The organism is Marinobacter sp. AC-23 (assembly GCF_001858325.1).
In the GTDB taxonomy this organism is placed as follows: Bacteria; Pseudomonadota; Gammaproteobacteria; order Pseudomonadales; family Oleiphilaceae; genus Marinobacter.
Map to the genome: position 1 here is coordinate 55072 of NZ_MBPP01000019.1, position 26303 is coordinate 81374.

General features: G+C 56.5%; 29 protein-coding genes and 1 pseudogene. 11 read left to right on the forward strand and 19 right to left on the reverse strand.

Features of this window, described 5'->3' with window-relative positions:
- The first annotated feature begins 272 nt into the window (after nucleotides 1-272).
- Genes moaB through BCA33_RS07545 form a run of 4 tightly spaced genes read left to right on the forward strand, consistent with a single transcriptional unit; the run spans nucleotide 273 to nucleotide 2792 of the window.
- Nucleotides 273-845 (forward strand): molybdenum cofactor biosynthesis protein B, encoded by a 573-nt coding sequence (gene moaB / locus BCA33_RS07530; protein WP_071264684.1) that lies wholly within the window; start codon nucleotides 273-275, stop codon nucleotides 843-845.
- Nucleotides 846-867: 22 nt separating this feature from the next.
- The gene (glp, locus tag BCA33_RS07535) at nucleotides 868-2079 is read left to right on the forward strand and encodes a gephyrin-like molybdotransferase Glp (protein ID WP_071264686.1); all 1212 of its coding nucleotides are present in this window, start codon (nucleotides 868-870) and stop codon (nucleotides 2077-2079) included.
- 1 nt (nucleotide 2080) lies between these two features.
- The gene (moaD, locus tag BCA33_RS07540) at nucleotides 2081-2341 is read left to right on the forward strand and encodes a molybdopterin converting factor subunit 1 (protein WP_071264688.1); all 261 of its coding nucleotides are present in this window, start codon (nucleotides 2081-2083) and stop codon (nucleotides 2339-2341) included.
- 1 nt (nucleotide 2342) lies between these two features.
- Nucleotides 2343-2792, forward strand: a complete 450-nt coding sequence (locus BCA33_RS07545; protein ID WP_071264690.1) for a molybdenum cofactor biosynthesis protein MoaE — start codon at nucleotides 2343-2345, stop codon at nucleotides 2790-2792.
- Nucleotides 2793-2805: 13 nt separating this feature from the next.
- Here BCA33_RS07545 and BCA33_RS19715 read toward each other — a convergent pair whose 3' ends face one another.
- The 9 genes from BCA33_RS19715 to BCA33_RS07580 all read right to left on the reverse strand — a co-directional run bounded on the left by BCA33_RS19715 (nucleotide 2806) and on the right by BCA33_RS07580 (nucleotide 10189).
- Nucleotides 2806-3045 carry a sulfurtransferase TusA family protein gene (locus BCA33_RS19715; RefSeq protein WP_083394671.1) on the reverse strand — a complete coding sequence of 80 codons (240 nt, stop codon included), beginning with the start codon at nucleotides 3043-3045 and terminating at the stop codon, nucleotides 2806-2808.
- Nucleotides 3038-3166: a hypothetical protein gene (locus tag BCA33_RS22550; RefSeq protein WP_302848219.1), complete on the reverse strand. Its 129-nt coding sequence runs from the start codon at nucleotides 3164-3166 to the stop codon at nucleotides 3038-3040. Before BCA33_RS22550 ends, BCA33_RS19715 begins: the two co-directional genes overlap by 8 nt.
- Nucleotides 3163-4206, reverse strand: coding sequence for a formate dehydrogenase subunit gamma (locus BCA33_RS07550; RefSeq protein WP_254774250.1), 1044 nt, complete (start codon nucleotides 4204-4206; stop codon nucleotides 3163-3165). Before BCA33_RS07550 ends, BCA33_RS22550 begins: the two co-directional genes overlap by 4 nt.
- Nucleotides 4207-4420: 214 nt before the next feature.
- Nucleotides 4421-5029 carry a formate dehydrogenase FDH3 subunit beta gene (fdh3B, locus tag BCA33_RS07555; protein ID WP_071264694.1) on the reverse strand — a complete coding sequence of 203 codons (609 nt, stop codon included), beginning with the start codon at nucleotides 5027-5029 and terminating at the stop codon, nucleotides 4421-4423.
- A 15-nt stretch (nucleotides 5030-5044) separates the two neighbouring features.
- The gene (locus BCA33_RS07560; protein WP_071264696.1) at nucleotides 5045-7930 is read right to left on the reverse strand and encodes a molybdopterin-dependent oxidoreductase; all 2886 of its coding nucleotides are present in this window, start codon (nucleotides 7928-7930) and stop codon (nucleotides 5045-5047) included.
- Nucleotides 7931-8019: 89 nt separating this feature from the next.
- On the reverse strand, nucleotides 8020-8211 hold the full coding sequence (locus BCA33_RS07565; RefSeq protein WP_071264698.1) for a twin-arginine translocation signal domain-containing protein: 192 nt from the start codon (nucleotides 8209-8211) through the stop codon (nucleotides 8020-8022).
- A 44-nt stretch (nucleotides 8212-8255) separates the two neighbouring features.
- Complete coding sequence (locus tag BCA33_RS07570; protein ID WP_071264699.1) at nucleotides 8256-8864, reverse strand: molecular chaperone; 609 nt, start codon at nucleotides 8862-8864, stop codon at nucleotides 8256-8258.
- Nucleotides 8865-8972: 108 nt separating this feature from the next.
- On the reverse strand, nucleotides 8973-9611 hold the full coding sequence (locus BCA33_RS07575; RefSeq protein WP_071264700.1) for a DUF3306 domain-containing protein: 639 nt from the start codon (nucleotides 9609-9611) through the stop codon (nucleotides 8973-8975).
- On the reverse strand, nucleotides 9611-10189 hold the full coding sequence (locus BCA33_RS07580; RefSeq protein WP_071264701.1) for a DUF3305 domain-containing protein: 579 nt from the start codon (nucleotides 10187-10189) through the stop codon (nucleotides 9611-9613). The genes BCA33_RS07575 and BCA33_RS07580 overlap by 1 nt, the downstream gene beginning before the upstream one ends.
- Nucleotides 10190-10332: 143 nt before the next feature.
- On the opposite strand from BCA33_RS07580, the gene BCA33_RS07585 reads away from it, so the two are divergent.
- Genes BCA33_RS07585 through BCA33_RS07600 form a run of 4 tightly spaced genes read left to right on the forward strand, consistent with a single transcriptional unit; the run spans nucleotide 10333 to nucleotide 14352 of the window.
- Nucleotides 10333-12312, forward strand: coding sequence for a 4Fe-4S binding protein (locus BCA33_RS07585; protein WP_071264703.1), 1980 nt, complete (start codon nucleotides 10333-10335; stop codon nucleotides 12310-12312).
- Nucleotides 12313-12329: 17 nt separating this feature from the next.
- On the forward strand, nucleotides 12330-13178 hold the full coding sequence (locus BCA33_RS07590; protein ID WP_083394672.1) for an Mrp/NBP35 family ATP-binding protein: 849 nt from the start codon (nucleotides 12330-12332) through the stop codon (nucleotides 13176-13178).
- Entirely contained in the window at nucleotides 13175-13879 is a 705-nt protein-coding gene (locus BCA33_RS07595) for a biotin/lipoate--protein ligase family protein (protein ID WP_071264705.1), read from the forward strand. The genes BCA33_RS07590 and BCA33_RS07595 overlap by 4 nt, the downstream gene beginning before the upstream one ends.
- Entirely contained in the window at nucleotides 13876-14352 is a 477-nt protein-coding gene (locus tag BCA33_RS07600) for a DUF6505 family protein (RefSeq protein ID WP_071264707.1), read from the forward strand. The genes BCA33_RS07595 and BCA33_RS07600 overlap by 4 nt, the downstream gene beginning before the upstream one ends.
- Here the strand turns inward: BCA33_RS07600 and BCA33_RS07605 are convergent, their stop codons facing one another.
- From BCA33_RS07605 to BCA33_RS21540, 8 genes are read right to left on the reverse strand one after another with little or no spacing between them, the layout of a single operon-like run.
- A complete protein-coding gene (locus BCA33_RS07605) occupies nucleotides 14353-15600 on the reverse strand; it encodes a molybdopterin-binding protein (RefSeq protein WP_071264709.1) in 1248 nt (415 codons plus the stop codon). It lies immediately after the preceding gene.
- Nucleotides 15597-16133 (reverse strand): molybdopterin-guanine dinucleotide biosynthesis protein B, encoded by a 537-nt coding sequence (mobB, locus tag BCA33_RS07610; RefSeq protein ID WP_071264711.1) that lies wholly within the window; start codon nucleotides 16131-16133, stop codon nucleotides 15597-15599. The genes BCA33_RS07605 and mobB overlap by 4 nt, the downstream gene beginning before the upstream one ends.
- A complete protein-coding gene (gene mobA / locus BCA33_RS07615) occupies nucleotides 16130-16717 on the reverse strand; it encodes a molybdenum cofactor guanylyltransferase MobA (RefSeq protein ID WP_071264713.1) in 588 nt (195 codons plus the stop codon). Before mobA ends, mobB begins: the two co-directional genes overlap by 4 nt.
- Complete coding sequence (locus BCA33_RS07620) at nucleotides 16710-17594, reverse strand: formate dehydrogenase accessory sulfurtransferase FdhD (RefSeq protein WP_254774251.1); 885 nt, start codon at nucleotides 17592-17594, stop codon at nucleotides 16710-16712. The genes mobA and BCA33_RS07620 overlap by 8 nt, the downstream gene beginning before the upstream one ends.
- Before the next feature lie 50 nt (nucleotides 17595-17644).
- Entirely contained in the window at nucleotides 17645-18451 is an 807-nt protein-coding gene (locus BCA33_RS07625) for a substrate-binding domain-containing protein (protein WP_071264717.1), read from the reverse strand.
- Between the two features lie 32 nt (nucleotides 18452-18483).
- Complete coding sequence (locus BCA33_RS07630) at nucleotides 18484-19227, reverse strand: ATP-binding cassette domain-containing protein (protein WP_071264718.1); 744 nt, start codon at nucleotides 19225-19227, stop codon at nucleotides 18484-18486.
- Nucleotides 19224-19721 carry an ABC transporter permease gene (locus tag BCA33_RS07635; RefSeq protein WP_254774252.1) on the reverse strand — a complete coding sequence of 166 codons (498 nt, stop codon included), beginning with the start codon at nucleotides 19719-19721 and terminating at the stop codon, nucleotides 19224-19226. Before BCA33_RS07635 ends, BCA33_RS07630 begins: the two co-directional genes overlap by 4 nt.
- A complete protein-coding gene (locus tag BCA33_RS21540) occupies nucleotides 19721-19921 on the reverse strand; it encodes a hypothetical protein (protein ID WP_254774253.1) in 201 nt (66 codons plus the stop codon). Before BCA33_RS21540 ends, BCA33_RS07635 begins: the two co-directional genes overlap by 1 nt.
- Nucleotides 19922-20038: 117 nt before the next feature.
- On the opposite strand from BCA33_RS21540, the gene BCA33_RS07640 reads away from it, so the two are divergent.
- Both BCA33_RS07640 and BCA33_RS07645 read left to right on the forward strand, forming a co-directional pair.
- A complete protein-coding gene (locus tag BCA33_RS07640) occupies nucleotides 20039-20923 on the forward strand; it encodes a helix-turn-helix transcriptional regulator (RefSeq protein WP_071264720.1) in 885 nt (294 codons plus the stop codon).
- A gap of 34 nt (nucleotides 20924-20957) precedes the next feature.
- Nucleotides 20958-22082 carry a putative sulfate/molybdate transporter gene (locus BCA33_RS07645; RefSeq protein WP_071264722.1) on the forward strand — a complete coding sequence of 375 codons (1125 nt, stop codon included), beginning with the start codon at nucleotides 20958-20960 and terminating at the stop codon, nucleotides 22080-22082.
- A gap of 58 nt (nucleotides 22083-22140) precedes the next feature.
- Here the strand turns inward: BCA33_RS07645 and trxA are convergent, their stop codons facing one another.
- On the reverse strand, nucleotides 22141-22467 hold the full coding sequence (gene trxA / locus BCA33_RS07650; protein ID WP_008169901.1) for a thioredoxin TrxA: 327 nt from the start codon (nucleotides 22465-22467) through the stop codon (nucleotides 22141-22143).
- Between the two features lie 312 nt (nucleotides 22468-22779).
- Here trxA and BCA33_RS07655 point away from each other — a divergent pair, with 312 nt between their 5' ends.
- Nucleotides 22780-24306 carry a Ppx/GppA phosphatase family protein gene (locus tag BCA33_RS07655; RefSeq protein ID WP_071264724.1) on the forward strand — a complete coding sequence of 509 codons (1527 nt, stop codon included), beginning with the start codon at nucleotides 22780-22782 and terminating at the stop codon, nucleotides 24304-24306.
- Here the strand turns inward: BCA33_RS07655 and BCA33_RS07660 are convergent.
- A pseudogene (locus tag BCA33_RS07660) lies at nucleotides 24307-26285 on the reverse strand (ATP-binding cassette domain-containing protein).
- Nucleotides 26286-26303 lie beyond the last annotated feature (18 nt).

The window sequence follows — 26303 nt, forward strand, 5'->3', positions numbered from 1 at the left end:
CTGGCCGATGAAGCAACCGGTGCGGATAGAATCCGGAATAAATAACTGAAGCCAGTAGAGTGGGAACAACCGTTCGTAGGGCAAGAGCGATAATCTGCTACCTTGGTAACCATTGTCAAGTCCGCAGGCCAAATTAACGCCAAAATTCCATCAAGATCACCGGAAATTGATCCAGGAGACCTCCCTCTGAGGGGTTACTCCCTTCCATTCCCCGCCACTCAAAGGGATACTGGTAGCCAAAATTTTCCCTGTGATTTTCGGAGTAGATTCCCATGAGCAGTGAACTCGCCAGCAAACTCAAACCTCTCAATGTCGCGATTCTTACGGTCTCCGATACCCGCGGGTTTGATGAAGATTCCTCCGGTCAATTTCTTGAAGACAGTGTTGTTGAAGCCGGGCACAAACTGATTTCAAGGCGCATACTGCCAGATGACATTTATCTGGTGCGAGCGGCCATGTCATCCTGGATTGCAGAGCCGGATGTTCATGTGGTGATCATTACCGGTGGCACCGGTTTTTACGAGCGCGACAGTACCCCGGAAGCTGTTGCACCGCTGCTCGATAAATTCATTGAAGGGTTTGGCGAGGAATTCCGCCGCCAGTCCGCCTCGGAAATTGGCACCTCCACCATTCAATCCAGAGCTTTTGGCGGCCTTGCCAACCATACGGCTATTTTCTGCCTGCCGGGTTCCACCGGAGCTTGTCGCACGGGCTGGAACGGTATTCTCAGCACCCAACTCGACAGTCGCCACGGCCCCTGCAACTTTTCGGCGCTGGTCGGCAGCAAACCGGAGCGCGCTGTTGAACGCCTTCAACAAGTTATTGGCAAGCGCGCCGCACGCTAATTCTGAACACGGAGAGAAAACCATGGCAGCCAATCTGACGCCGGTTGATGAGGCTATCGCCCACCTCTTGAGCAAAGCGCCGGTGATTACGGCAACCGAGCTTTTGCCCCTCACAGAAAGCCTGGGCAGGATACTGGCTCACGATTATCATGTGCCGGCGGATGTGCCACCCGCGGATAACAGCGCGGTGGATGGCTACGCCCTGCGCGCTGAAGATTATGTTCACGGTCAGGCTCTGTCGGTGTCTGGCCGAATCCCCGCTGGCTCTGCGCCTGGCTTGTTGCAACCAGGCACGGCTGTCCGCATCTTCACCGGCTCCGAGATTCCAGCCGGTGCTGACACGGTCATCATGCAGGAGCGGGTCGAGGTTACAGACAACGGCATCCTCATCAACGGCGAAGTAAAAGCCGATCAGAACATGCGCAGGCGCGGCCATGATCTTGCTGAAGGCAGCCTGGGCCTGGCAAAAGGTATAAAAATCCGACCCCAGGAAATGGGCCTTCTGGCGTCCATGGGTGTAGCCGAAGTTGCTGTGGTGAAGAAACTGCGGGTGGCGATTCTGTCAACAGGTGATGAATTGGTAGAGCCAGGCGCTCCCTTGGGGCCCGGCCAGATTTACAACACCAACCGTTTCACCCTGCTTGGTCTTTTGGCAGAGGCAGGTTGTGAGGTCGTGCTGTGTGAAACCCTGCGGGATACACGTTCTGCTACCCGGGAAACCCTTGAACGCGCAGCTGCAGCAGCGGATCTCGTTATTACCAGCGGCGGTGTTTCTGTCGGTGAGGAAGACCACGTGCGAGCGGTGCTGGAAGAGTTCGGGCAACTGTTGCTGTGGCGTATGGCGATCAAACCCGGCAAGCCTCTGGCGTTTGGCTCGATCAAGGGCACACCGGTATTCGGCCTGCCAGGCAATCCGGCTTCGGTACTGGTAACCTTTCTGATGGTGGGGATGCCTTACATCCGCACTTGCCAGGGGCGCTTGCAGATTCACCCTGTAGGTCAGCAGGTGCCTGCAGCCCTTAATGTTACTTCGCCCTCGGCACGCAGAGAGTTCCTGCGTGCGCGCACGGAATCAGTTGACGGAAAAATTCAGGTCACCGCTTATACAAACCAAAGTTCTGGCGCGCTGAGTTCTGCCTGTTGGTCAGGTGGACTTGCAGTGGTTCCGGAACACGCGATGATTGCAGAGGGAGACCTGCTGACCTATTACCCATTCACTGAGTTATTGAGCTGATATGACTGACCAGACCCTGACCGTTCGTTTTTTTGCCCGCCTCAGGGAAGAGTTGGGTACGGAACAACTCACGTTGCCGGCAGACACGGACCAGACCGCTGGCGACCTGCTTGCAACGCTGGCAAGCCGCGGCGGCCCTTGGGCACAACTGCAAGGTAGCCAGCCGGTGATGATTGCGATCAATCAGGCTATGGCCAAGCCTGGAGCGCCAGTGAAGGCCGGGGATGAAGTGGCGTTCTTCCCTCCGGTAACAGGGGGTTAGGATGATAAGTATTCAGACTGAGGATTTTGATTGCGGTGCCGAGTATACCGCTCTGAGGGGCAGCGGCGCCGGTACTGGAGCCATTGCTACCTTCACAGGGCTGGTGCGGGATAGCGGCGATACGCAGGATGTGTCGGGCTTGTTTCTGGAACATTATCCGGGGATGACGGAGCAGGTGATTGCCGGGTTGATCGAGGAGGCGTCGCGGCGCTGGGATGTGCGTAAAACGCGGGTGATTCATCGGGTTGGAAGGTTGTTGCTGCAGGAGCAGATCGTATTTGTGGGTGTGTGCAGCGCCCATCGCGGGGATGCGTTTGCGGCTTGCGAGTTTATTATGGACGCCTTGAAAACTTCGGCGCCGTTCTGGAAGAAGGAGCTCTCTGAGGCCGGGGAGCATTGGGTGGAGCAGAAGGCTTCAGATGTTGCTCGGGGTGAGGCTTGGGATAAGTAGCCCCGAACGTCAATTATGCCAGACAGATACAATAACGGAGGACGCCTGCGCCCTCCTCCCGGATCCATTCAATCCGGTGGCCGGCTATCTCACACAGCGCTTGTAAATCCCGACGGCCGGTGGGGTCATCGGCCAGGAATTCGACGTGTGTCCCGCTGGGCAAACCCTGAATGCGCTTTTTAAAGCGCAAAACGGGGAGAGGACACACCAAACCGATCGCATCGATTTGGTGTGTTTCTGATTGTTCAGTCAAGACGCACGCTCGTTGCGCTGCTTTCTTGCTCGGCTGATGACCATCCGAACTGACCCAGAACCACCGGGGCGGCGGAGGCAATCACCAGGGAAGCGACAAATGCAGAAATCATAACTTTCACGATAATTCTCCTTTGCTTTGCTTGGCCTCCACCTCGGCCACCCACAGATCGTGGTGCTGGCGCGCCCATTCCACATCAACCTCACCGTTACCCATGGCATCGAACGCACCTTCCATACCAACGGTGCCAATATAAATGTGCGCAATAATGGCGAGCATCATGACGAAAGCCATGATCGAGTGCCAGATGTTGGCATACTGCATCTCTTCGTGCGGCGTCAGGGCCGTAGCGAACTCCGTTCCCAGGACACTGTTTATGACGCTAAATGTCTCGGCGAACATGGGCATTTGAAACGGGAACAGCAGCGATAGGCCAGACAGAGAGACCGAGAAGCCCAACACCATAACGGCCCAGAAAACAATCTTCTGACCGGCGTTGAATTTTTTTGCTGAAGGATGGGATTTGGTAAAAATACCGCCGCCCGCCTTGAGCCACTGCCAATCCAGTTTGCCAGGGATGTTGTGCGCCACCCACATAAAAAACGTCATCACCAGACCGAGCATAAAAGACCAGGAAATATTGTTGTGAACCCACTTCGAACCAGCGGCCAGAGTCGCAAAGACGTCGGGCCCCATCACAGGGATCAGGAAGCTCCGCCCCATCAGGGTAATGAGCCCGGTTAGGCCCAGCGCAATAAACGAGCCGGCCAGCAGCCAGTGACCAAAACGCTCGATGGCTTTGAATCGCTGAACCGTGGTGCCTGAAGGGCCGCCATCGATCATGATTTTGCCGCGAATGAGATAAAACACCGCCAGCAGGGCGATGAAACCTAAGAGCGCGCCGCCGCCATAGGTGATGATCGGTCCCTCGCGCAGCTTATACCAGCTTATTCCTCCGTTCTGGATCATGACGTCAGCCGCAGGCCCACGAACCTGTGTGTTGGCGTCGAATTCGTTATAGCGAATGGAGCGGTATGTGTCTGCGTCAGAAACCCCGCCGCGGGTACCTAGTTGATCGGTCATCGGCGCCGCATTGGCTGGATCACCAAGATTCTCAGACCGGAAAGTCTCGTCAACTTTCAACTTCTGCTGACGAGCCATAATGTCTTCCAGGGTTTGAGCGCCCCCGGTCGCTGTGCGATCAACCGCGGGGGCCTCTTCCGCCCAGACAGAATTAAATGACAGTGTCGCCAGTACAAAGACGGCGGCACCCAATAGTTTCAAGTTCATGAGAGCACTCCAACGGAATCAACAAGAAGAAGTCTTTGCCTCAATATATTCCGGGGCCGAAAGGCCCCGGAACACTCAGGCGAGCTTATGCACCCTTCTTCTCGTAGGCTGTGCCCCATCCCCAGGCGCCGGAACCGAAACCACGGCTCACGACACGCTGGCGATAGATATCTGCCACCTCGTTGCCGTCACCGGCCAGCAGGGCTTTGGTCGAGCACATTTCCGCGCAAAGGGGAAGTTTGCCCTCGGCAATACGGTTGCGTCCGTACTTGGCGAACTCGGCTGCTGAGTTGTCTTCTTCGGGACCGCCTGCACAGAACGTGCATTTATCCATCTTGCCCCGGCTGCCAAAATTACCCGCTTGCGGGAATTGGGGCGCACCGAAGGGGCAAGCGTAGAAGCAGTACCCACAACCGATACAAAGATCCTTGGAGTGCAGAACGATTCCGTCTTCAGTCTGGTAGAAGCAGTCGACCGGGCAGACGGCCATGCAAGGCGCGTCTGAGCAGTGCATGCAGGCTACCGAGATCGAACGTTCGCCCGGCTTACCATCTTCGATGGTCACCACGCGTCGACGGTTAATACCCCAGGGGACTTCATTCTCATTCTTACAGGCCGTCACGCAAGCATTGCATTCGATGCAGCGTTCGGCATCGCAAAGGAATTTTGCGCGTGCTTGTCCTTCAAGTGCCATGGTCTACACCTCTTGTTATGCCGGCATAATCGAACACAGGGTGGCTTTGGTCTCTTGCATCTGCGTGACCGAGTCATACCCGTATGTTTGAACAACGTTTGTAGATTCACCCAGAACGTAAGGATCAGAGCCCTTGGGATACTTATCCCTCAGCGACTTACCCTCCAGGTGCCCGCCGAAGTGAAACGGCATGAAAGCTACGCCTTCGCCGACACGTTCGGTCACCATTGCCTTGACCTTGATGCGCCCGCCTTCCGGTCCGGATACCCAGACGTCTTTGCCGTCGCGAATGTTCAGGTTGTTCGCATCACGCGTATTCACCTCAATGAACATGTCCTGCTGCAATTCGGCCAGCCAGGGGTTGGAACGCGTCTCGTCACCGCCACCTTCGTACTCGACCAGACGGCCGGAAGTCAGAATGATGGGGAATTCCTTGCTGAAGTCCTTCTTCTGAATAGACTCGTACAAGGTCGGAACGCGCCAGAACGTCTTGTCCTCATAGGTCGGATAATCAACGACCAGGTCACGACGGTTGGTGTAGAGCGGCTCGCGATGAACTGGCACTGGATCAGGGAAGTTCCAGACCACAGTACGCGCTTTGGCGTTTCCGAAGGGTGCGCATTCGTGCTTGATTGCGACACGCTGGATACCCCCTGAAAGATCCGTCTTCCAGTTGGTCTCGGGACCGGCCAGCGCTTCAATGCTGGCACGTTCCTCAGCCGTCAAATCACCATCCCAACCCAGATCCATCAACATCTGCATCGTGAACTCAGGGTACCCGTCCTTGATATCCGAGTTTTTCGAGTAAACGCCTTCTGCCAGCAGGTTTTCACCGTTGCGCTCGACACCAAACCGGGCTCGGAAAGTGAGACCGCCCTTGGACACTGGCAAGGACATATCGTAAAGAATCGGTGTTCCAGGGTGGTTCATTTCTGCCGTGCCCCAGCAAGGCCAGGGCAGACCATAGATGTCTCCATCGCAAGGTCCTCCATTTGCACGAAGGGTGGTCTTGTCGAAGTGGTGCTGGTACTGCATGTGTTTTTTGAGACGCTCAGGCGATTGCCCCGTGTAGCCGATGGTCCACATGCCACGATTGAATTCACGAGTGATGTCCTCGATTACCGGCTCGTCACCTTCAATGGCAATGTTGCGGAACATGCGATCGGTGAAACCGAACTTGTCCGAAAACAGCTTCATGATCTCGTGATCAACTTTCGAGTCAAACAGTGGCTCGACGACTTTTTCACGCCACTGAAGCGAACGGTTGGAAGCGGTTACCGAGCCTGATGTCTCGAACTGGGTGGTCGTTGGCAGCAGGTAGGCGCCATCCTTGCGATCGTGCAGCACGGCTGAAACGGTGGGGAAGGGATCCACAACGACCAGCAGGTCCAGCTTCTCCATCGCTTCCTTCATTTCCAGCATTCGGGTTTGAGAGTTGGGCGCGTGGCCCCAGAGCACCATGGCCCGGGTGTTGTCCGGCTGACCCAGATTTTCCTTGGCTTCAAGTACACCGTCGATCCAGCGCGAAACCGGAATCCCCTTCTCGTTCATCATGGCTTTGGACTTGCCGTTTTTGTCCCACACGGCAAATCGGCCCTTCAGCCAATCCGCGTCTTCCTCCCAGACTCGCGCCCAGTGGCCCCAGGCGCCAGCGCTCAGACCGTAATAGCCTGGCAAGGTATCGGCCAGAACACCCAGATCCGTGGCGCCCTGAACGTTGTCGTGTCCGCGGAAGATGTTGGTGCCGCCGCCGGGAGCCCCCATGTTGCCCAGCGCCAACTGAAGGATGCAATACGCACGGGTGTTGTTGTTGCCGTTGGAGTGCTGGGTACCACCCATGCACCAGATCACCGTACCCGGGCGATTATTGGCCAGGGTGCGGGCGACACGCTCAAGCTGGGCGCCCGGCGCACCGGTTACGCGCTCAACTTCTTCCGGATTCCAGCGTTTCACCTCTTGACGGATCTCATCCATGCCCCAAACCCGGGTGCGGATAAACTCCTTATCTTCCCATTTGTTTTCGAAGATGTGCCACAAGATGCCCCACACCAGCGCAACGTCTGAGCCCGGCCGGAAACGAACGAACTCATCGGCGTGAGCTGCGGTACGTGTGAAGCGCGGATCACAGACGATCAGCGGCGCGTTGTTTTCTTCCTTGGCTTTCAAAAGATGCAGCAACGACACCGGGTGCGCTTCGGCGGGGTTGCCGCCGATGATGAAGATCGCCTTGGAGTTGTGGATGTCGTTGTACGAGTTGGTCATCGCACCGTAGCCCCAGGTGTTGGCTACGCCTGCGACCGTTGTCGAGTGGCAAATCCGGGCCTGGTGATCGACGTTATTGGTGCCCCAGTACGCCGCGAATTTACGGTAAAGATAAGACTGCTCATTGTTGAACTTGGCGCTACCCAGCCAATAGACCGAGTCAGGCCCGCTTTCCTCGCGGATCTGAAGCATCTTGTCGCCAATTTCGTTGATTGCCTGATCCCAGGGAATCTTCTGCCACTGGCCGTTGACCATTTTCATGGGAGACTTGAGACGACGTTCGCCGTGGGCATGCTCGCGCACTGAAGCGCCCTTGGCGCAGTGAGCACCCAAATTAAAGGGGCTGTCCCAGCCTGGTTCCTGACCAACCCATACGCCACTCTGAACTTCGGCTTCGACGGTACAGCCTACCGAGCAGTGCGTACATACCGATTTTTTGAGGACAACTTCGCCGCCACCGGTCGACGGGGTCGCAGCTTCAACCCTTCCCGACGTCAGCGATAAAGCCGCCATGCCACCCACTGCAACACCGGAAGCCGTTAAAAATTGACGGCGATCCAACGTCTTTGCAGCGAGAGATGAAAGCAAAGAGCCTGCACGGGAGCGTTTCGCTACCCCGTTGGTCTTCTTCCTTAACATGTCTCTTACCCCTCTCGTTGTTATTCTCGTTTTTTCTGGAGGTGTGGTCATCCAAGAGCATCACGCAACCTTGAATGATTCACGCTTCCTCAAAAGCGAGCCGATTCGAAATACTTACGCGTGTGTTCAGTGTCACGCAGGCCGCGGCTTTTCGGTACGTTTTGTTTGACGACCTCCGCTGCGGCGTTCGGTGCAACCGCCATTGCAACGGCAGCCGGAGCTGCAACTGCTGCCATTTTCAAGAAACGGCGACGGCTGTTTTCACGCTTCGGGTTGTCCATAGGACACCTCCCCACGGGTTAAGGAATCATTCAGATCCCGGTTACTAAATTGCAAAGGCATCTGCTTCTACAGCCATGAAAGCCCGCCCCAGCGAGCCCACCGGGCCGTAGAAGATGGCACTTTGCGCTTCTTCCAAATCAGTAAAAAACAATTCCGCCCACTTTGCCAAGTGTGTGTCAAAAAAGGCTTTTTGCGACGGCAGATCATTGTCGCAGGGAAATTCGCCGATAATGATCCCTGCCATGATTTCGCACAGGGTGCCAATATGATCTTCCGGTTCTTTGACATCGCTGCGGGCTTTGATGCCCCTGGCCATAAGATCGGTACGCAGCGCTGCAAGTGGCTTCTCATTCAAAAAACCGGTGAGGTAATAGCTGGTGTAAGGAAGCAATTCGCCACGACCGAGCCCGACAAAAAGGTTGTTGTACTCACGCTCGGCGTCATAGGGATTGGTGCGTTCCGCAAGCACAGCCACGTTTTTGCAGGCCGCGCCCAGAGGGGTGTCGTCACCCTGCAAAGACGCCAACCCTTTCAACAGCTCACTCGAAGGCGGGCCGGAAAGCAGGACGCCCAGAAGCTGATAGATCTGGGCCCGGGCGCGATCCTCTTCGGTGACCGAACGCGGGCATTGAATTTCCGCTGTGTTGTTCAAATCGTGTCCCTTTAATTATTATTTGCAGTCTGACCTACTAGTCTAGTACACACACAAGATTAGTGGAAAAACTTTGCTATCGTTCGCCAATGGCTGAAACGTATTCTGTTAATTTTCAAAACGCATCCGGGGGCGGAAGCGTGGCGTTTGATCCTCATCCGATTGATTCGGTTCGTTTTCCACATGGCGCATTACCTGGCGTGTCACAGAAAGTTCCGATTGATCCGAGGCTCCACCCGCTTCAAGGGAAATGTCTGTTCCGGGGGCTTCGGCGACCGCTGGAGGTCTGACATGCTCCACTATGCTGGCAGGCTCTTCGATCTGGTCTTCAATCTGCCCATCGACCTTTTTGGCTCTATCAATGAAACCCTGTCCAACCTTGTAGAGGGTCTTTGCGCCTTTAATCGTGGGACCGGCATCAGTGAAATCTTCGTCGTAATCATTAAGGCCATCCAACACCGCAAGCACAGGGTTGGATTTCCATAACGCCCGAAGAGCCTTGCGGCGCAAGAGTTCGGGAATCTCTTTTCCCATGAACCCGGTGATGTCAGTGCCCAGTTCGATGGCATCCGGATCAGGCAACCCGTACTTTACAAGTACTTCATGCTCCGGCAGGGTGTCATTGACAGCGAGTTCCTGCGCTTCTGGCGATGGCTCGGCTTCAACGACCGGAGGAGCCGTAGGCTCCTGCTCCCTGGCAGCTTTGGCTTTTTGGCGCGACCAACGCTGTAGGCGTGACTCGGCCATCACTGAAGTCTCGGTTTTTTAATGTTGCCGGGAGCGCGATACACATCGCTCTCCTGACGGATACGCGGATCGCCTTTAGCGTCTTCGATGCCATCAACACGGATCTCGTCTCGACGGCGTTTCTTGAAGGGCTCTTCTATATAGTGCATGTCGATAAACTCCATGATCCAGGCCGCAAGGGATTCTGGAATGGGAACCGCCTCGACAATACTTTCGCTGCTATCGAGAGCGTCCAATGCGTCATGGGCGCTGGCGGTAACGGCACTGACAACCCACCCGGATGGCGACTGGCTCGTGACATCTCTGTCCATTACGACCCAGACAGAAGGAGCCGCCATATTCAGGGATACCAAGTAGCCCTCAACGTCGGCACGGAACAGTTCCATCGTGACCGTGCCCGCGTGATAATCGACCACCTCTCCCTCGCGAACCATTTCTTTCCAGAACGCTTCCGGGGCCCCCGGTATCACAGCCACCGGTTTCCAGATATCCCGTGTCCAACGAGTCACCCCAGGTGACCGGCGAACAACGACACCTACCTGTAATTCGCGTCTCCAATGATCTGTCCGATTATTCATGGCAATTCTCATTTTTTCTTATAGCTTCAAAATAGCAGGGCTACAACGATTATCCAACTGTCCAAAAGTAAATGACTATGGCATGCTCGATTAGTAAATTTGGTGCGTGCACGTATAAAAACAACGAAAGAGTTGACCCCCTGATGACGGCATACAAGACCCTACTTTTGTGTAGTTGTGACAAGACACAGTCTTTCAATCCGAAGGCGTTGCAGAAAGCCGCCGGAGCTGCGCAGGTAATCGCGGTGGACCAACTGTGTGGTACAGAATTAAACGTCGCCGCTGAACATCTGGGCGCGAACAATGAAGTGCTCATTGCATGTGGCCAACAGTCAGCTTTGTTCGAACGCCTGTCCGAGGACGTATACGCCGAGATTAAGCATGCCGCGCCCCTACATACTATTGATATCCGGGACAGGGCTGGCTGGAGCGCCCCCGATGCCAAGCCAGAGCGCCAGCATGCCAAGCAGGCCGCGCTGATTGCTGCTGCTCAGCTGCCGCCCCCCATGGCACCGGCGAAAACCATTCAATCCAGCGGCATCTGCTGTGTTGTCGGCCCCACCGAACAGGCCATCAGAATGGCCGAACTGGTTCAGGACGAGTTAGGCGTCACGTGTATTGTTAATGATGCCGGCCCAATTCAACTGCCCTCCGCTGCTTACGATGTTGCGAAAGGTCAACTGACGAAAGCCTACGGCGCACTTGGCAACTTCAAGCTGGAATTTGCCCACTTGCAAACCCTGAATCCGGCCGGACGGGGTGAGCTGGGTTATGGCGAAGCAAAGCTCACCGCCCGCAGCGAATGCGATGTGTTTATCGACCTTCGGGGTGGTGCCCCGGCATTTCCAAGTCATGAGAAACGCAACGGCTATTTCTGGGCTGACCCGAAGAAGACTGGCGAGCTGGAACGTATTGCCCTGACTGCCAGGGAACGGGTTGGTGAATTCGAGAAAACCGTGTATTTCAGGTTGGAAGAGTCCCTGTGTGCGCACTCACGGGCCAACAAACCCGGCTGTACACGCTGCCTGGATGTCTGTCCCACAGAGGCCATTTTTTCTGCAGGGGACCATATCCAGATCGATTCGGATATTTGCGCTGGCTGCGGGTCCTGTGCCGCCGTCTGCCCCACTTCCGCGATTACCATGAACGAAACGTCGTTCGAAGCGATAACCAAGGTCGTGGAGGTGATGGCAAAAGTCTATCGGGAACATACCAGCGAATCTCCGCGTCTGGCGTTTCACACCCTGGGTGCTGGTGCCGACGCCATTGCCAACCTGGCGCGATACGATGTCGGGCTGGCGGACGATCTGATTCCGATGGGGCTGGAGCATATAGACCGGATTGGCCATGCTGAAATAATGGCGGCATTCGGCGCGGGCTACGCAGAGGTCCTTATCCTTGCGGACAACGAGATAGATAGGCGGGTGGTGGCTGCGGAAGTTGAACTGGCTCAGGCCCTGCTCCAAGGTACCCATAACTCGCCGAGCCGGGTGCGGGTCATTTCCGCCATCGAACTCTGCGATGCGGGTGCCAATGCCGGGCGAGTGAGCGACCCGATCCTGCTGATCGGCGGTCGCCGGGACATCACGCGGGTGGCAGTTGCCGCTATGTCGGACAAAATCGAAGAACCGATTCCGCTCCCCGCGGGCGCACCTTATGGCGCGATAGAAATTGATTCCGATAAATGTACGCTCTGCTTGGCCTGCGTATCACTATGCCCGACCGGTGCTCTTGGCGATCACGGGGACAGACCTGAGGTTCAGTTTACGGAAAATGCCTGTGTTCAGTGCGGCATCTGCGACAGCACTTGTCCGGAGACGGCCATCACCCTGCAGCCCCGGCTGGACGTGTCAAAGGCTGCGCTAAGTGCCCGGGTTTTGCATGGAGAGGAGCCTTTCGAGTGTATTAAATGTGGCACTCCGTTTGGCGTTGCGAGCACCATTAAACGAGTCGTCGAGAAACTGGAAAACCAGCACTGGATGTACAAGAATTCTGATAATGTTCAGCTCATCAAGATGTGTGACGACTGCCGGATCAAATCCCAGTTCCATGGGGACACCGCTCCCATGGCGGGCGGTGAACGGCCTCGGATCCGTACCAGTGATGACTATCTGGACAGCTGAAAACAACAGGACAAACCATGGTTGAGTATACCGAAGTTGGTAAAAAACCGAACCTGATCGGAACCGATGCCCCCCGTCCTCAGGACAAAAACCCCAGAGGTGTTGATCGGATCATCGCCATTGCTTCTGGCAAGGGTGGCGTTGGCAAATCCACGGTGTCATCCAATCTGGCCGTTGCACTGGCCTCGAAAGGTCTCAAGGTTGGTCTGCTGGACGCCGACGTCTACGGCCCCAGCCAGCCCCGCATGCTAGGTGTTTCCGGTCGCCCTTCCAGCCCGGATGGAAGTACCATCCTGCCGCTGAGAAACCACGGGGTTACGCTAATGTCCCTGGGGCTGATGGCGCCGGAAGATGAAGCCATTGTCTGGCGCGGGCCCATGTTGATGGGCGCTCTGCAACAGATGATGAACCAGGTGGAGTGGGGGCGGCTCGATGTGCTGCTGGTGGATCTGCCGCCGGGCACCGGCGATGTACAGATGACCCTGAGTCAGAAGTTTTTCGTTGCCGGAGCGGTTGTGGTCTCAACGCCTCAGGACATAGCGTTGATGGACGCCCGCAAAGGCATTGATATGTTCAAGCGAATGGACGTGCCGCTATTTGGTTTGATCGAAAACATGGCTTCCTTTGTCTGCGATGGTTGCGGTAAAGAGCACCATCCATTCGGACACGGCGGCGCGCGGGCGGAGGCTGAAAAGCTTGGTGCCCCTTTCCTTGGCGAGATTCCGCTGGATCTCGATATCCGAATCGGTTCGGACGGTGGCGTCCCGATAGTGGTATCAAAACCGGATAGCCCTCAGGCACAGTCTTTCCAACGCATCGCCAATGAAATTGTTGCCTCCGACTTGTACGCCCGGGCGATCCAATGATCGAGTCACCCCAGTTCCCGCCGTTACTGACCGGAGAAGTGGTGCCGAGGCATACCGACCCTTTTAACAAAGCTGTCAGCCGGGCCATCGCAGGTGTTGATTCAGGCACGGTGTTCTACTCCGAAGCGGGCGACACCTTGCGCGCAGCTCTGGTGCTGGCGCCGGAAACGCCTCTGGAAGATGCCGTTCAAGCGGTCTACGTTGCCCAGATAGGCCTTGCCGAGAGTCTGGGCGCCCTGGCTCCACCCGAAGTACCCGTGCACTTTCAATGGCCTGATCGAATCAAGGTCAATGGTGCTATCTGCGGTGGCGTTCGATTCGCGGCGGATGTTTCGGATCCCAAGGCTCATCCAAACTGGCTGGTCATCGGCATCACTGTGCCTTTCAGCCAGGAAGCCAACGAGCCTGGAGAAAATCCGAATGAAACCTGCCTGTACGAGGAAGGCTGCATGGGTATTACGCCCATGGCCTTGTTGGAGAGCTGGTCCAAGCACACATTGTTATGGCTGACCTATTTTATGGACAGTGGCTTTGAGCGCGTGCACAAAGAATGGCGGCCACGCTGCGATACTCTGGGCAAGACCGTCGAACGGCCCCGGCAGGGCATCTTTGTTGGCCTGGATGAAAAAGGCCGGATGCTGTTGCGTCAGGATGCCATGACCGAGACATTGAGCTTGATTGAATTCGCGGAGCACGTATGAAGCTGGCCCGAACCCTGCAACTGGATATATCGGACGAAAATGTATTTGAGAAGCCTGCGCCCAGCGGCGAATGGGCGATCCCCGGCGGCTTCGAGTTTTCCAACTGGACCGAAGCGAACCTGAGGGGGAAAGCCCGCCAGGCGTTCAGTAATGGCTGGTATAGCATTGAGTCTGGCGGTCGTGCCAGTTTCGTTGGCGTATGCAATATCACCAACGCGGAATTGGAGCAGTTGCGTACAATCCTCGCTCAAACGTTTGTCGACCATTATGGCGCGCCGGATCTCGAAGCAGCCTATCCGGTCGCCTGCGAAGAGATCAACCAGATGCACAGCATGTGTGAGGACTTCGAGGACAACACATTGCTAATGATCAGCCGTACAATGACCGAGCTCGGCGTTGAGGAAACCTATCGCTCCCAGGCGCCTCAGGATGCCTCACTCGAGGCATTTGCGGTCCATGGCAGCGTTGACTGATTACAACCCGAAGCTGCCGTAGGGAATAAACCGTACAGGGGTTCCGGGCTCGATTTGCAGGGCGCTCTCATCAAGCTCCACCAGGCCATCAGACCAGGCCAGGCCGGTCACCCGCCCCGAGCCTTCAGAGCCGAATACCTCAACCTGTCCATTACGGACCCGGGCCCTCAGCATTTCACTACGGCCCGGCTTCTTGTTCTTCGAAAAATTAGCGGGCATGACATAGCCTTGGGGTTCGAACCATTCACTCCCTGCCAGCAACGCCATCGCCGGAGCGCCAAACCGCAACGCGCAGACCCAGGCGGCGACCGGATTTCCTGGCAAACCCACCACGGGCGTCCCCTGGAACATGGCGAGCGCCAGGGGCCGGCCCGGCTTGATCGCGATGCGCCAGTTGCTGATTTCACCGTGAGCTTTTAGCATTTTCGACACATGATCCTCGTCACCGGCAGAAATACCACCACTGGTCAGGATCAGATCGCACTGCACAGCGCCGCGCTCCAAGGCCACTTTGACGTCTTCTGCCCGGTCAAGCACATGACCAAGATCAATCAATTCATAGCCAAGCTGCGCGACCAGGGCGCCCAGCATCGGGCGGTTGGCGTCGTAGATCTGCCAATCGGTAACCGGTGCACCGACCGGCTTTACCTCATCACCGGTAGAAAGAACCCCGACCCGCAGCCGCTGATACACGTCAACTGACTCGACCCCCACACTGGCGAGCACTGCAACCTGGGTCGGGCTCAGCCGGGTTCCCGCAGTGAGGATCCGGTCCTGCGCCTTGATGTCCTCACCGGCTTTGCGGGCATTGGCGCCGGCTTTTAACGTGCCGTTCAGGTGCAGCTGGCCATCCGTGATTTCGCAGTCTTCCTCCAGGACTACCGTGTCCGTGCCCACGGGAATGACCGCGCCGGTCAGAATCCGTATGGCATGGCCTTCGGGCACCCGCCCCATATGAGGTTCCCCGGCGGCACTGCGGCCATCCACCAGAGGCAGTATGCTGGGCACGTCCGTTAGAGGTCCGGCAAAGGCATAGCCATCGACCGCGGAATTATTACTTGGGGGATGGGCTCGCGGCGCATAGACGTCGCTTACAAGGATGCGGCCATTGACCTGGGCCAGCGGAACGGAGCGCTGCACATCTGTGACAGGGTGTAAGCGTGAGCGCAACCGCTCCAGCGCTTCCTCGACCGGCGTCCAGTTAACTCCGGGGGGCAGTGCAAAACAGTCGTTACGGAGCTTACTCATAGCTTTTTCGTTTCCGATAGTTTGGTATTCGAGAGCACCGACGATGATTTTTCACGGTTCAGAATGAAGTCTGCAATGGCGGGTACATCGTTTACGTCGAGAACGGGGCCCGAGAACTCCGCAGCGTAGTCCGCGGCCACAGCCACAATGTTGGCGTCTTCTTTATAGAGAGGCGAACGCGAACCTTCCCGTCGGTGCACCTCGATTTTGGGGTGCGAGTGTGTCTTGAAACCCTCCACCACTACCCAGTCACAGGGGCCTAGCCGGGCCAGCAGTGCATCCAGCGTCGGCTCTTTGGCTCCCCGGAGTTCATGCATGATGGCGAAACGCTGACCGCCCGCCAGTATGACCTCACGAGCGCCGGCATCACGGTGTTTGTAGCTGTCGGTTCCGGGCTGATCCACATCCACCATGTGATGGGCATGCTTGATTGAGTTGACCGTAAACCCTCTACTGGATAACTCGCGAATCACCGCACTGGCCAGCGTCGTTTTTCCCGAATTCTTCCAGCCCACGATGCCTATAACATTCACTTAAGATGCTGCTCCGCCCAGGCCAGATCGTCTGGCGTATTGATGTTGAAAAAGTCGCCTTCGTCGAACACCACCAGTGTTTCGCCCTGGGACTGCGTCCACTGGCGGATCTTGCGCACACCGTCGTTCAGGGCGGCCCGAAGATCATGTCGCAATGCGACATGCCAACGGCCAAAGGTGGGCTGGGGCAGTCGACCGCGCTCGGGGTCCGGCGTAGCCGCCAAAACCACCGGGGTATCGTGCTTGGCCAGCCGTTCCGCCAGATCCAAGGGAAAAAACGGGGTATCGGCGGCGACGCTGATTAGCCATTCGTGGCCCTGTTCGGCAGCCCAGTCCATTCCCGCCAGAATACCAGCCAGCGGGCCCGGAAAATCACCAATCGAGTCGGCGACCACGGGCAGCCCCAGATCATCAAAACGACTCAGATCCCCGTTAGCATTCAAAACCAGCGCGCCTACCTGCGGTGTGATCCGCTCAATAACTCTCAGGATCAACGACTGGTCCCCCAGCACTAACCGTCCCTTGTCGCCTCCGCCCATTCGGTTCGCCTGACCACCGGCCAGAATAACGGCGCAATCAGTCATGTTCCGCCCCTTTCCGTCGCACTTTCTTGTCTTCATCCGGCACTTGCGACAAGTCCTGATCGAATACCAGGCGATGCTGGCCGCTCAGGCAGGTGAATTTTTTGCCTCGCATCCGTCCGATCAGTGTCAACCCGACCTGACGGGCAATATCGACACCCCAGGCGGTAAAGCCTGACCGGCTGATTAGCGTCGGAATCCCCATCAGCGAGGTTTTAATGACCATTTCGGAAGTCAGGCGCCCAGTGGTATAGAGGACTTTGTCGGCCGCCGGAATGCCATTGAGGTGCATCCAGCCTGCGATTTTGTCGACTGCGTTGTGACGCCCAACATCTTCCATATAGGCCAAGATCTGTCGGCCCTGGCACAGGGCCGTACCATGAATGGCACCGGTTTCCATATACAGGCTGGGCGTGTGGTTGATCTGATAGGAGAGATCGTAAAAGGTGCTGGTGTGCACCGGGGTGTCCGGCAGCGACAGCCCCTCGAGTCCCGCCATCATGTCGCCAAAGACCGTGCCCACAGCACAGCCCGACGTGCGGGTTTTCTTTTCCAGCTTGTCCTCGACATCGGTAATGCCCGCCGTGCGCACCACGGCGACTTCAAGCTCTTCGTCGAAATCGATCCCGGTGATCTGATCGCTCTCTTTCAGCATGCCCTGGTTCAGCAAAAAACCAAGTGCCAGATACTCCGGGTGATCGCCGATGGTCATGGCCGTGACGATTTCCTGACTGTTCAGGTAAATGGTCAGAGGGCGCTCTTCGATCACGCTGATTGATTTGCCTTGGCCGTTTTCATCAACGCCCTCAACTACGCGGGACAGGCGAGGGTCTTCAGGATCGGGAAGTATGGGATCAATCGTCATGTTTGTTATAGCCATCTCATGGACGGCGCCGAGTTGAATATGTACGGATAATGCCAGAGATTAGCCTATTTGGCATTCGGGAAAAACAGCTGCTGTCCGTCCACCTTGAAGTCGGCAATCGCCTGCTGGCCATCTTCGGAGAGCAGCCAATTGTGCCACTGCTGGGCCAGATCATGCTTGAGGTGCGGATGCTTCTCTTCGGACAGCAGCAAGCTGCCATACTGATTGAACAACACCTTGTCACCTTCGAAAAGCAGGGCAAGGTTCTGACGGTTTCCAAAGGCCACCCAGGTGGCGCGATCCGACATCACATAGGCATCCATTGCAGCGGCAGTGTTGAGCGTTGGTCCCATGCCGCTGCCGAGTTCTCGATACCAGTCGCCATCTGCGGCAACGCCCGCATTTTTCCAAAGGCGCAATTCGGCGCGATTGGTGCCACTGTCATCGCCGCGTGACGCGAACGGCGCCTCGGCATCGGCGATCGCCGCGAAGGCTTCAGTGGCGCTCAGCGCTTCACTGATATTGGCAGGATCATCGGCGGGACCAATCAACACGAAGTCGTTGTACATGACGTCGGCCCGCTCGGTGGCAAAGCTTTTCTCGACAAAACGCTTTTCGCCGGTGGTGTCGTGCACCAGAAGGCTGTCGGTGTCGCCGCGGCGGGCGATTTCAAATGCCTGGCCGGTACCCACGGCCACCACTCGAACCTGGATGCCAGTGGCGTCTTCGAACTTCGGTAATATGGATGCGAATAACCCCGAATTCTCGGTTGATGTGGTTGATGCCAGGGTGATGTAGTCCTCGGCACAAGCGCCGAACGCCAGGCCCATGCTGACTACACCCGCGAATAACAGACTTAGCGCCTTCTTCATTTTGTTTTCTCCTTTTTAATAGAAAAGCCGAACTACTCGACCAGTTCTCCTGCGATAAACGCCTTCGCTTCTCGCGAGACGGGCTTGTCAAAGAAGACTTCAGCTGGAGTGTGTTCGCGCACCTTTCCGCCCGACAGGAAAAGTATATCCCCTGCGAGTCGCTTTGCCTGATGCAGATCATGAGTGGTCATCACGATGCGGGTTCCCTGCTGATGAAACTCTCGCACCGCCGCCTCCACAGCTTTAATCGCCGCCGGGTCGAGCGCGGAGGTGGGTTCGTCCAGAAACAGTATCTGCGGCGAAAGCAGCCAGGCCCGCGCCAGTGCCAGGCGCTGTTGTTCACCGCCAGAAAGTACCCGCGCCGGTGTATAACAGCGGGCGGTGAGGCCAAAACGCTCAAGTGCATCGTGAGCCAGCTTTACGCGTTTTCTGCGCGGCACGTTATTGACTGCCAAGGCATGGATGAGGTTAGCAACGGCCGAGCGGCGCAAGAGCACAGGTTGCTGGAACACCATTGCCTGGCGAGGGCAAAGCTCACCTGACCATGTTATCTGCCCCTGTGTCGGGAGAAGCAGTTTGTGGGACAATCGCAGCAGAAGACTCTTGCCTGCTCCGTTAGGGCCCATCACCAGAGTGGGACCGGTGCCTTTCAGGGTGAATGAGCAAGGCCCCAGCAGCACCTTGTCCTCGTGGTTGAAGGTGACATCGTCAAAGCACAGCTCAGGTGGCGGAGACAGGATGAACGACGCAAGGCGTGGGATGTGGAAAGAGGTCACCCTACCCGCCTCCTGGTCAATTCACCCACCAGATACGCGCCGGCGTTAATCAGCATCACCAGCGTAAGTAGTACAATGCCCAGACCCAGTGCAAGAGGCAGGTTGCCCTTGCCGGTTTCCAGCACGATAGAAGTGGTCATTACCCGCGTAACGCCCTCAATATTGCCGCCTACCATCATCACAGCACCCACCTCGGCACTGGCGCGGCCAAAGCCGGCAAGCAGAACGGTTAACAGTGCAAAACGTGCATCCCACAACAGAGTGGGCATCATGCGTGAGCTTGACATGCCCAGTGAAACAAACTGTTCCCGGTATTCACCCAGAAGCTCCTCTACCTTCTGCCGCGAAAGTGCGGCCAGAATAGGCAATACCAGCACTACCTGCGCAAGTATCATGGCACCTGGTGTAAACAGCAGCCCCCACTCTCCGAGCGGACCCGCGCGCGAGAGCAGCAAATACACCATAAGCCCGGCCACCACCGGAGGCAGTCCCATCAGGCATTGAGCACGACAATCATTCCGCCACGCCCGGGGAAGCGCCATATCGCAACCGCCGCACCCAAAGGGAAACCCAACAACGCCGCAATCAGTACCGCGAGAAGCGAAACCTGAAGTGACAGCGCCACGATCTGAAAGAGCGAAGCGTCGAGATTTAACAGTAGCGACAGCGCCACGTAAAACGCATTATTTTCCACAGCTGCGACTCCTTGATATTGAGCATCGTGGCGTTTATCGCTACGCTTTGCACAATCTGTTGAAAAATATGCAGCTCAAAACAGTCTTGTGCTTTATTCGCCTTGCAGGAGAGATTGATGCCCCTTCCCGCCTACCTCACCACGGCTGAAGCTGCCGAGTACCTGCGCCTGAAAGAACGCAAGGTCTACGATCTGGTCAGTCAGGGCGTTATTCCCTGTATGCGGGTGACGGGGAAGCTCTTGTTTCCACGCCAACGTATTGATTTGTGGCTGATGAATCATCTGGAGGGTGACGATGCTGTCAGCTCCCCCATTCCTCCAGTTTTGGCGGGCAGCCAGGATCCGCTGCTGGAATGGGCTTTAAAGGAGAGCAGCGCTGAGCTGGCTTTGTTGTGTCAGGGAAGTGGAGATGGCGTACAAAGGCTGGTCGACGGGCGGGCAATGCTCGCAGGCATGCATATCTGGCATGCTGAAAGTCAGAGTTACAACGATCCCAATACACTGGGCTTGAGCGGGATGCGCGACCTGGTGCTGATTCGCTGGGCAAAGCGCCAGCAGGGGCTCCTACTGGCAGCCGACAACCCACATGAAATCGGGCAGCTTGAGGATATCGCACGCCCCGGTATCCGTGTCGCGCATCGCCAGCCGGACGCTGGCGTCAGCCACTTGCTGCAAAGCTTGCTGGCTCGCCACCGCATTGATGCCAGGCAAATTACATGGGCTCCTCACCCATCACTCAGTGAGGACGATCTGGCTTTGGCTATTCGCCAGGGCGAGGCGGATATCGGTGTGGGGATCGAGGCTGCGGCGCGGCGTCAGGGATTGGCTTTTATTCCCCTGCAACAGGAGAACTTTGACCTGGCGATGCGTCGGCGCCATTATTTTGAATCAGCAATGCAACGTTTGCTGGCGTTTGCCGGCAGCGAGCGCTTTATACAGCGCGCCGAAGCGCTCGGTGGTTACGATATCAGTGAGCTGGGGAAAGTCGTCTATAACGCTTGAACAGCGCCAATAACAACAAACAGGCGGATTAATCATGCCTTCAGTGCACAAAAACCTGGCGAGAGATGCCAGCGGAGCCTTGGGGGATCTTGGCACTCTGATTCCGCTGGGTCTCGGGGCTGTTGGGCTGGCGGGTCTGGCCCCGGTACCCGTGCTGCTGGGGTTTGCCGTATTCTACATCGCAACGGGGCTGTACTACCGCCTACCGGTACCCGTGCAGCCCATGAAAGCGGTTACTGCGTTGTTGCTGACCACCCAAGTGAGCTCCCAGAGCCTGGTCGCCAGTGGTGTTCTGATAGGGGGCATATTGTTGATTCTGGGCCTGACCGGGTGGATCAACGGGGCAGCCCGTCTGATACCTCGATCAGTGTTAAGCGGCCTTCAGTTGGGTCTGGGGCTGATGCTGGCCCATATGAGCTTCGGCCTGATGGCCACTTCCTTGCCTCTGGGCTTCGTCACGCTGGCGTTACTGGGCGTTACCCTGAAGCTGTTTCCGCATTGGCCGGCAGCGTTGATAGGACTTGCTGGCTCTGTTGCACTTGGTACTTTTCTGGGCGCCCAGGGGCTGATACTTCCCGCGGACGATTCGGTTGCTTTTTTATTGCCTGAGTTACCGGGTATTGAAGATTGGCAACAAGGGATTTCCACGCTGGTCTTACCCCAATTGGCTCTGACCTTAACCAACGCCATCGTCCTGACGGCATTGGTGGTTGGGGATTACTTCGGCGAGCAATCACATCGTGTCACGCCCGCTCGGTTATCGGTGTCCACCGGCCTGGCCAATCTTTTTTTGGTTCCCCTCGGCGCGTTACCCATGTGCCATGGCGCGGGTGGTGTGGCCGCACATCACCGCTTTGGCGCCCGGACCGGCATGGCGCCTGTTCTGATCGGAACAGGTTTGCTCCTGATTGCTTTAGTGCCAGGCGGTCTTTTAATGATTGCGGCGATTCCGATGGCGGGTCTCGGGGCTTTGTTGTTCGTGGCGGCAGCCGAGCTTGCCTTGTCCAGGCGCTTGTGGACGGCAAAACCGTCCTGCTGGCCTGTTATCACAATAACAGCCGTGGTGACCGTTTGGGCTGACCCATTTTTCGGGCTTCTGGCCGGGATTGCTTCAGAGACTGTTCGGACTGCCTGGTTGCGTAGACGAGAGGTTGCGTAAACGAAAAAACCGCCCAAGAGCAAGGCCCCGGGGCGGTTTTCAGGCAATCAGGATGCAATCAGAGGTTGCTGTCCAAGAATGCCGCGAGCTGAGACTTGGACAACGCGCCCACTTTAGTGGCGTCGACGTTGCCGTTTTTGAACAACATCAGGGTCGGGATGCCACGAATATTGAACTTGGGCGGTGTCTGCTCGTTTTCGTCGATGTTGAGCTTGCAGACCTTCAGTTTGCCATCGTATTCATCGGCAATTTCTTCAAGCACGGGGGCAATCATTTTGCAGGGACCACACCACTCTGCCCAGTAATCTACCAATACGGGCACGTCGGACTGAAGTACGTCCTGCTCAAAGGATGCATCCGTTACGTTTACAATATTTCCGCTCATTTCATTTTCCTGATTCATGCACCACAACAAGCTTCCAGCTGTTATACCAGCGCCTGCACGTGCGTGCTATTGACTGTTGCTAAGGCTACCGTTGTTCGTAGGCAGTCCTTCACTCTCATCACATTGCTGACTACTTTACGCGATTGATCCTGCGTATGTGAAGCAGTAGATCCACCAGCTTGAATCCACAATCCTATGTCCCCAGACAAATTGATTGATTTCCCACTGACTTCAAACCCGCACATCTACTGACAGGTCCGGGGATTATCGCTTATAGTACGCGCACCCTCATACCACAGGATGCTAACCAACGTGACGGCCACCTTTTCTGCCGATAGTGCTCCCTCTCAACCGGATATGCTGGCAGCCATTGATATGGGCTCAAACAGTTTTCACATGGTTGCGGCCCGGCTTGTACACGGTGAGATCCGTACCATGGAAAAAATGGGCGAAAAGGTTCAGTTAGGCGACGGCCTTGACTCGGAGAACTACCTTACCGAGGAGGCCCAGGAGCGCGGTCTGGCCTGTTTACGTAGGTTTGCCCAACGGCTGAACGGCACGCCCCCAGAAGGTGTTCAGATCGTGGGCACCAATGCGTTGAGAATGGCACGCAATGCCGGCCAATTTATAGCTCGCGCTGAGGAAGTTCTGGGTTATCCAGTGGAGATCATTGCCGGGCGGGAAGAGGCCCGACTGATTTACCTGGGGGTTTCTCACACCCTGTCTGATGACGCAGGGCGCCGCCTGGTGATTGATATAGGTGGCGGTAGCACCGAACTGATTATCGGCGAGCGGTTTGAGCCTCAAGAGCTGGAAAGCTTACACATGGGCTGCGTGTCTTTTCGAAACCGGTATTTTGCCGATGGCCGGATTACCCGTAAGCAGATGGATAATGCCATTACTCATGCCGAGCTGGAGCTGTTAAGTATTCGCAGGCGGTTTCGCTCGGTGGGCTGGCAGAGTTCCGTAGGTGCGTCTGGTTCCATCAAAGCCATAAGCAACGTGCTGACAACCCTCAAGATAACCGATGGCACGATTACGTGGAGCGCCATGGAAGAATTGCGCCGCCGGTTAGTGGACATGGGCAGTGTGGAAAAATTGGGCGAGCTGGGCTTGCGTCCAGATCGTCAGAACATTTTCCCTGCAGGCTTTGCCATTCTTATGGGTGCGTTCCAGTCCCTGAACATTCAGGAGATGACCTTTACCGACGGCGCTCTCAGAGAAGGCTTGCTGTATGGCATTGCCGGCAGGATTCAACATGAAGATGTGCGGGAGCGCAGTATCTCGGCGCTACAAGACCAGTATCACGTAGAGCAACGTCACGGAGCCGCCGTGGAGGCCACTGCGATCGCCGCGTGGGAGCAGATTGCTGCCCCCTGGGGGTTGGATACCGTAGCCGATGAGGAGGTGCTGCGCTGGGCCTGCCAGCTGCACGAGATTGGTCTTGCCATATCCCACAGCCAATATCACAAACACGGCGCCTACCTACTCCGCTATTCCGACATGGCAGGCTTCACACAGCAGTCTCAGCGGGAGCTGGCAGTCTTGGTGCGAGGCCACCGGCGCAAGTTTTCCTCGTCCATTTTTGAGGGCATCGACCCAGGCGACCTGCCTCGCCTGCGACACCTCTGTATATTGGTTCGCCTTGCGGTACTGATTCAGCACTCGCGCAACCTGGAACTGCCACCAGCCTTCAAGCTGGAGCCACGGGAAAACGGCCTATTAATGACCTTCCCCGAAAGTTGGTTCGACGAGCGCCCACTTACACTCGCTGATTTAAGGAACGAGCAGGATTATCTCGCCAAGCAGAACTTTGTACTTGAGCTTGCGGGCGGCTGACTAAACCGCCAGCTCCGCCTCCATCGCCTCTACCGTTTCGCTGACATCAAGCCACTCCGCCTCGACGTCGTTGAGCCGGGCTTTAGCTTCTGCCTGTTTACCCAGTAGATCCTTCAACCGGTTTTTCGATTCGTCGCCATACAAGCCCGGATCGGCAAGCTCAGACTCCAGACCGCTCAGGGTTTCATTCAGGGATTCCATCTGCTTTTCCAGGGCCACTTGCCGCTTTCGGAAGGGGCTCAACTTCTGCCTCAGTGCCGCTTCCGCGCGCTTACGTGTTTTGCGATCTTCGGCGCTTTCTCCTACCCCTGCTTCTGGTTCTGAGGCCTTTGCGCTGTCACTGGCGTTCATAGTGCCAGTCGCTTGGCGTTTTGGCGCCTCGGTATCGTCCTTGCGGCGATCCGCCAGCCAGCGCTCATAGTCCTCAAGGTCGCCTTGGTATTCAGCAACACGGCCATCATTGACCAGCCAGAACTCGTCCACCGTGTTGCGCAGCAAATGCCTGTCGTGTGATACAACCACAATGGCGCCTTCGAAGTTCTGCAACGCCATGGTCAAAGCCTGGCGCATTTCCAGATCAAGATGGTTTGTAGGCTCGTCCAACAGAAGCAGGTTGGGTTTCTGCCAGGCAATCACCGCCAGGGCAACGCGGGCCTTTTCACCGCCCGAGAAAGTACGTATGGGCTTAAGGCCTCATCGCCATGAAAATCAAAGCCGCCCAAAAAGTTACGGACGCTCTGCTCTGAAGCTTTTGGCGATAACCGCTGCAGGTGCAAAAAAGGACTGGCATCAAGATCCAGAGACTCCAGCTGATGCTGTGCAAAATAGCCGATAGCCAAATTTTCACCGCAGGCCCGCTCACCAGAAATCAGCGTGCTTGCCGCGCCGTGTTCGCCCTGCCCCAACAACGCATCCATCAAGGTGGATTTACCCGCACCGTTCGGACCCAGCAGCCCAATACGGCTGCCTGGCAGAAGACTCAGGTTTATTCCATCAAGAATAATGGTTTCGCCGTGCCCTGCCCGGCCATGGCGGATGGACAACAGCGGGCTAGACACTTTGTCTGCGACCGGGAATTCAAAACTGAACGGGGAATCAATATGGGCGGGCGCAATTTTTTCCATCCGTTCCAACGACTTCACTCGGCTTTGTGCCTGCCGAGCCTTGGTGGCTTGCGCCTTGAAGCGATCAATAAAGCGCTGAATTTCGGCAATTCTTGCCTGTTGGCGCTCAAAACCCGCCTGCTGTTGCGCGAGCCGCTCACTACGCTGACTTTCAAACGCAGAATAGTTGCCGGTGTACAGCTCCAGTTTGAGGCGGTCGAAATGAACCACGTGAGTAGCCACCCGGTCCATAAAATCCCGATCGTGGGAAATAAATAACAGAGTACCGTCGTAACGGCGCAACCAGTTCTCCAACCAAAGACAGGCGTCGAGATCCAAGTGGTTAGTTGGCTCATCCAGTAACAAGAGATCGGAAGGCCGCATCAATGCCTGAGCAAGGTTCAGCCGGATACGCCAACCACCTGAAAATGCCGACACGGGGCGATCTGCGTCTCCATCCTGAAACCCCAATCCTCGCAACAGCGATTCTGCGCGCCGGGCCGCGGACCAGGCTTCGTGTATGTCCAACTCTCCATGGATGTGAGCAACGGCATTGTCATCACCCCGAGCTTCGGCCTGCTGCAGTGCCTGTTCAAGACGGCGCAGGTCGAGATCGCCATCGAGAACAAAATCTCTGGCACTGCGACTAGTCGCCGCAACTTCCTGGGCCATTTGAGCTATGCGGCAGCCGCCGGGAAGTGACACACCGCCCTGCTCCGGCGCCAATTGGCCCAGAAGCAACTGGAAGAGGCTGGATTTTCCGGCACCATTAGCGCCTACAATCGCCACACGCTGCCCCGATTGCACCGTCAGAGAGACGGAATCTAACAACCAGACGCCTCCCCGTTGTAAACTGAGATCGGTTATCGTTAACATGTTGTCATATAATCAACG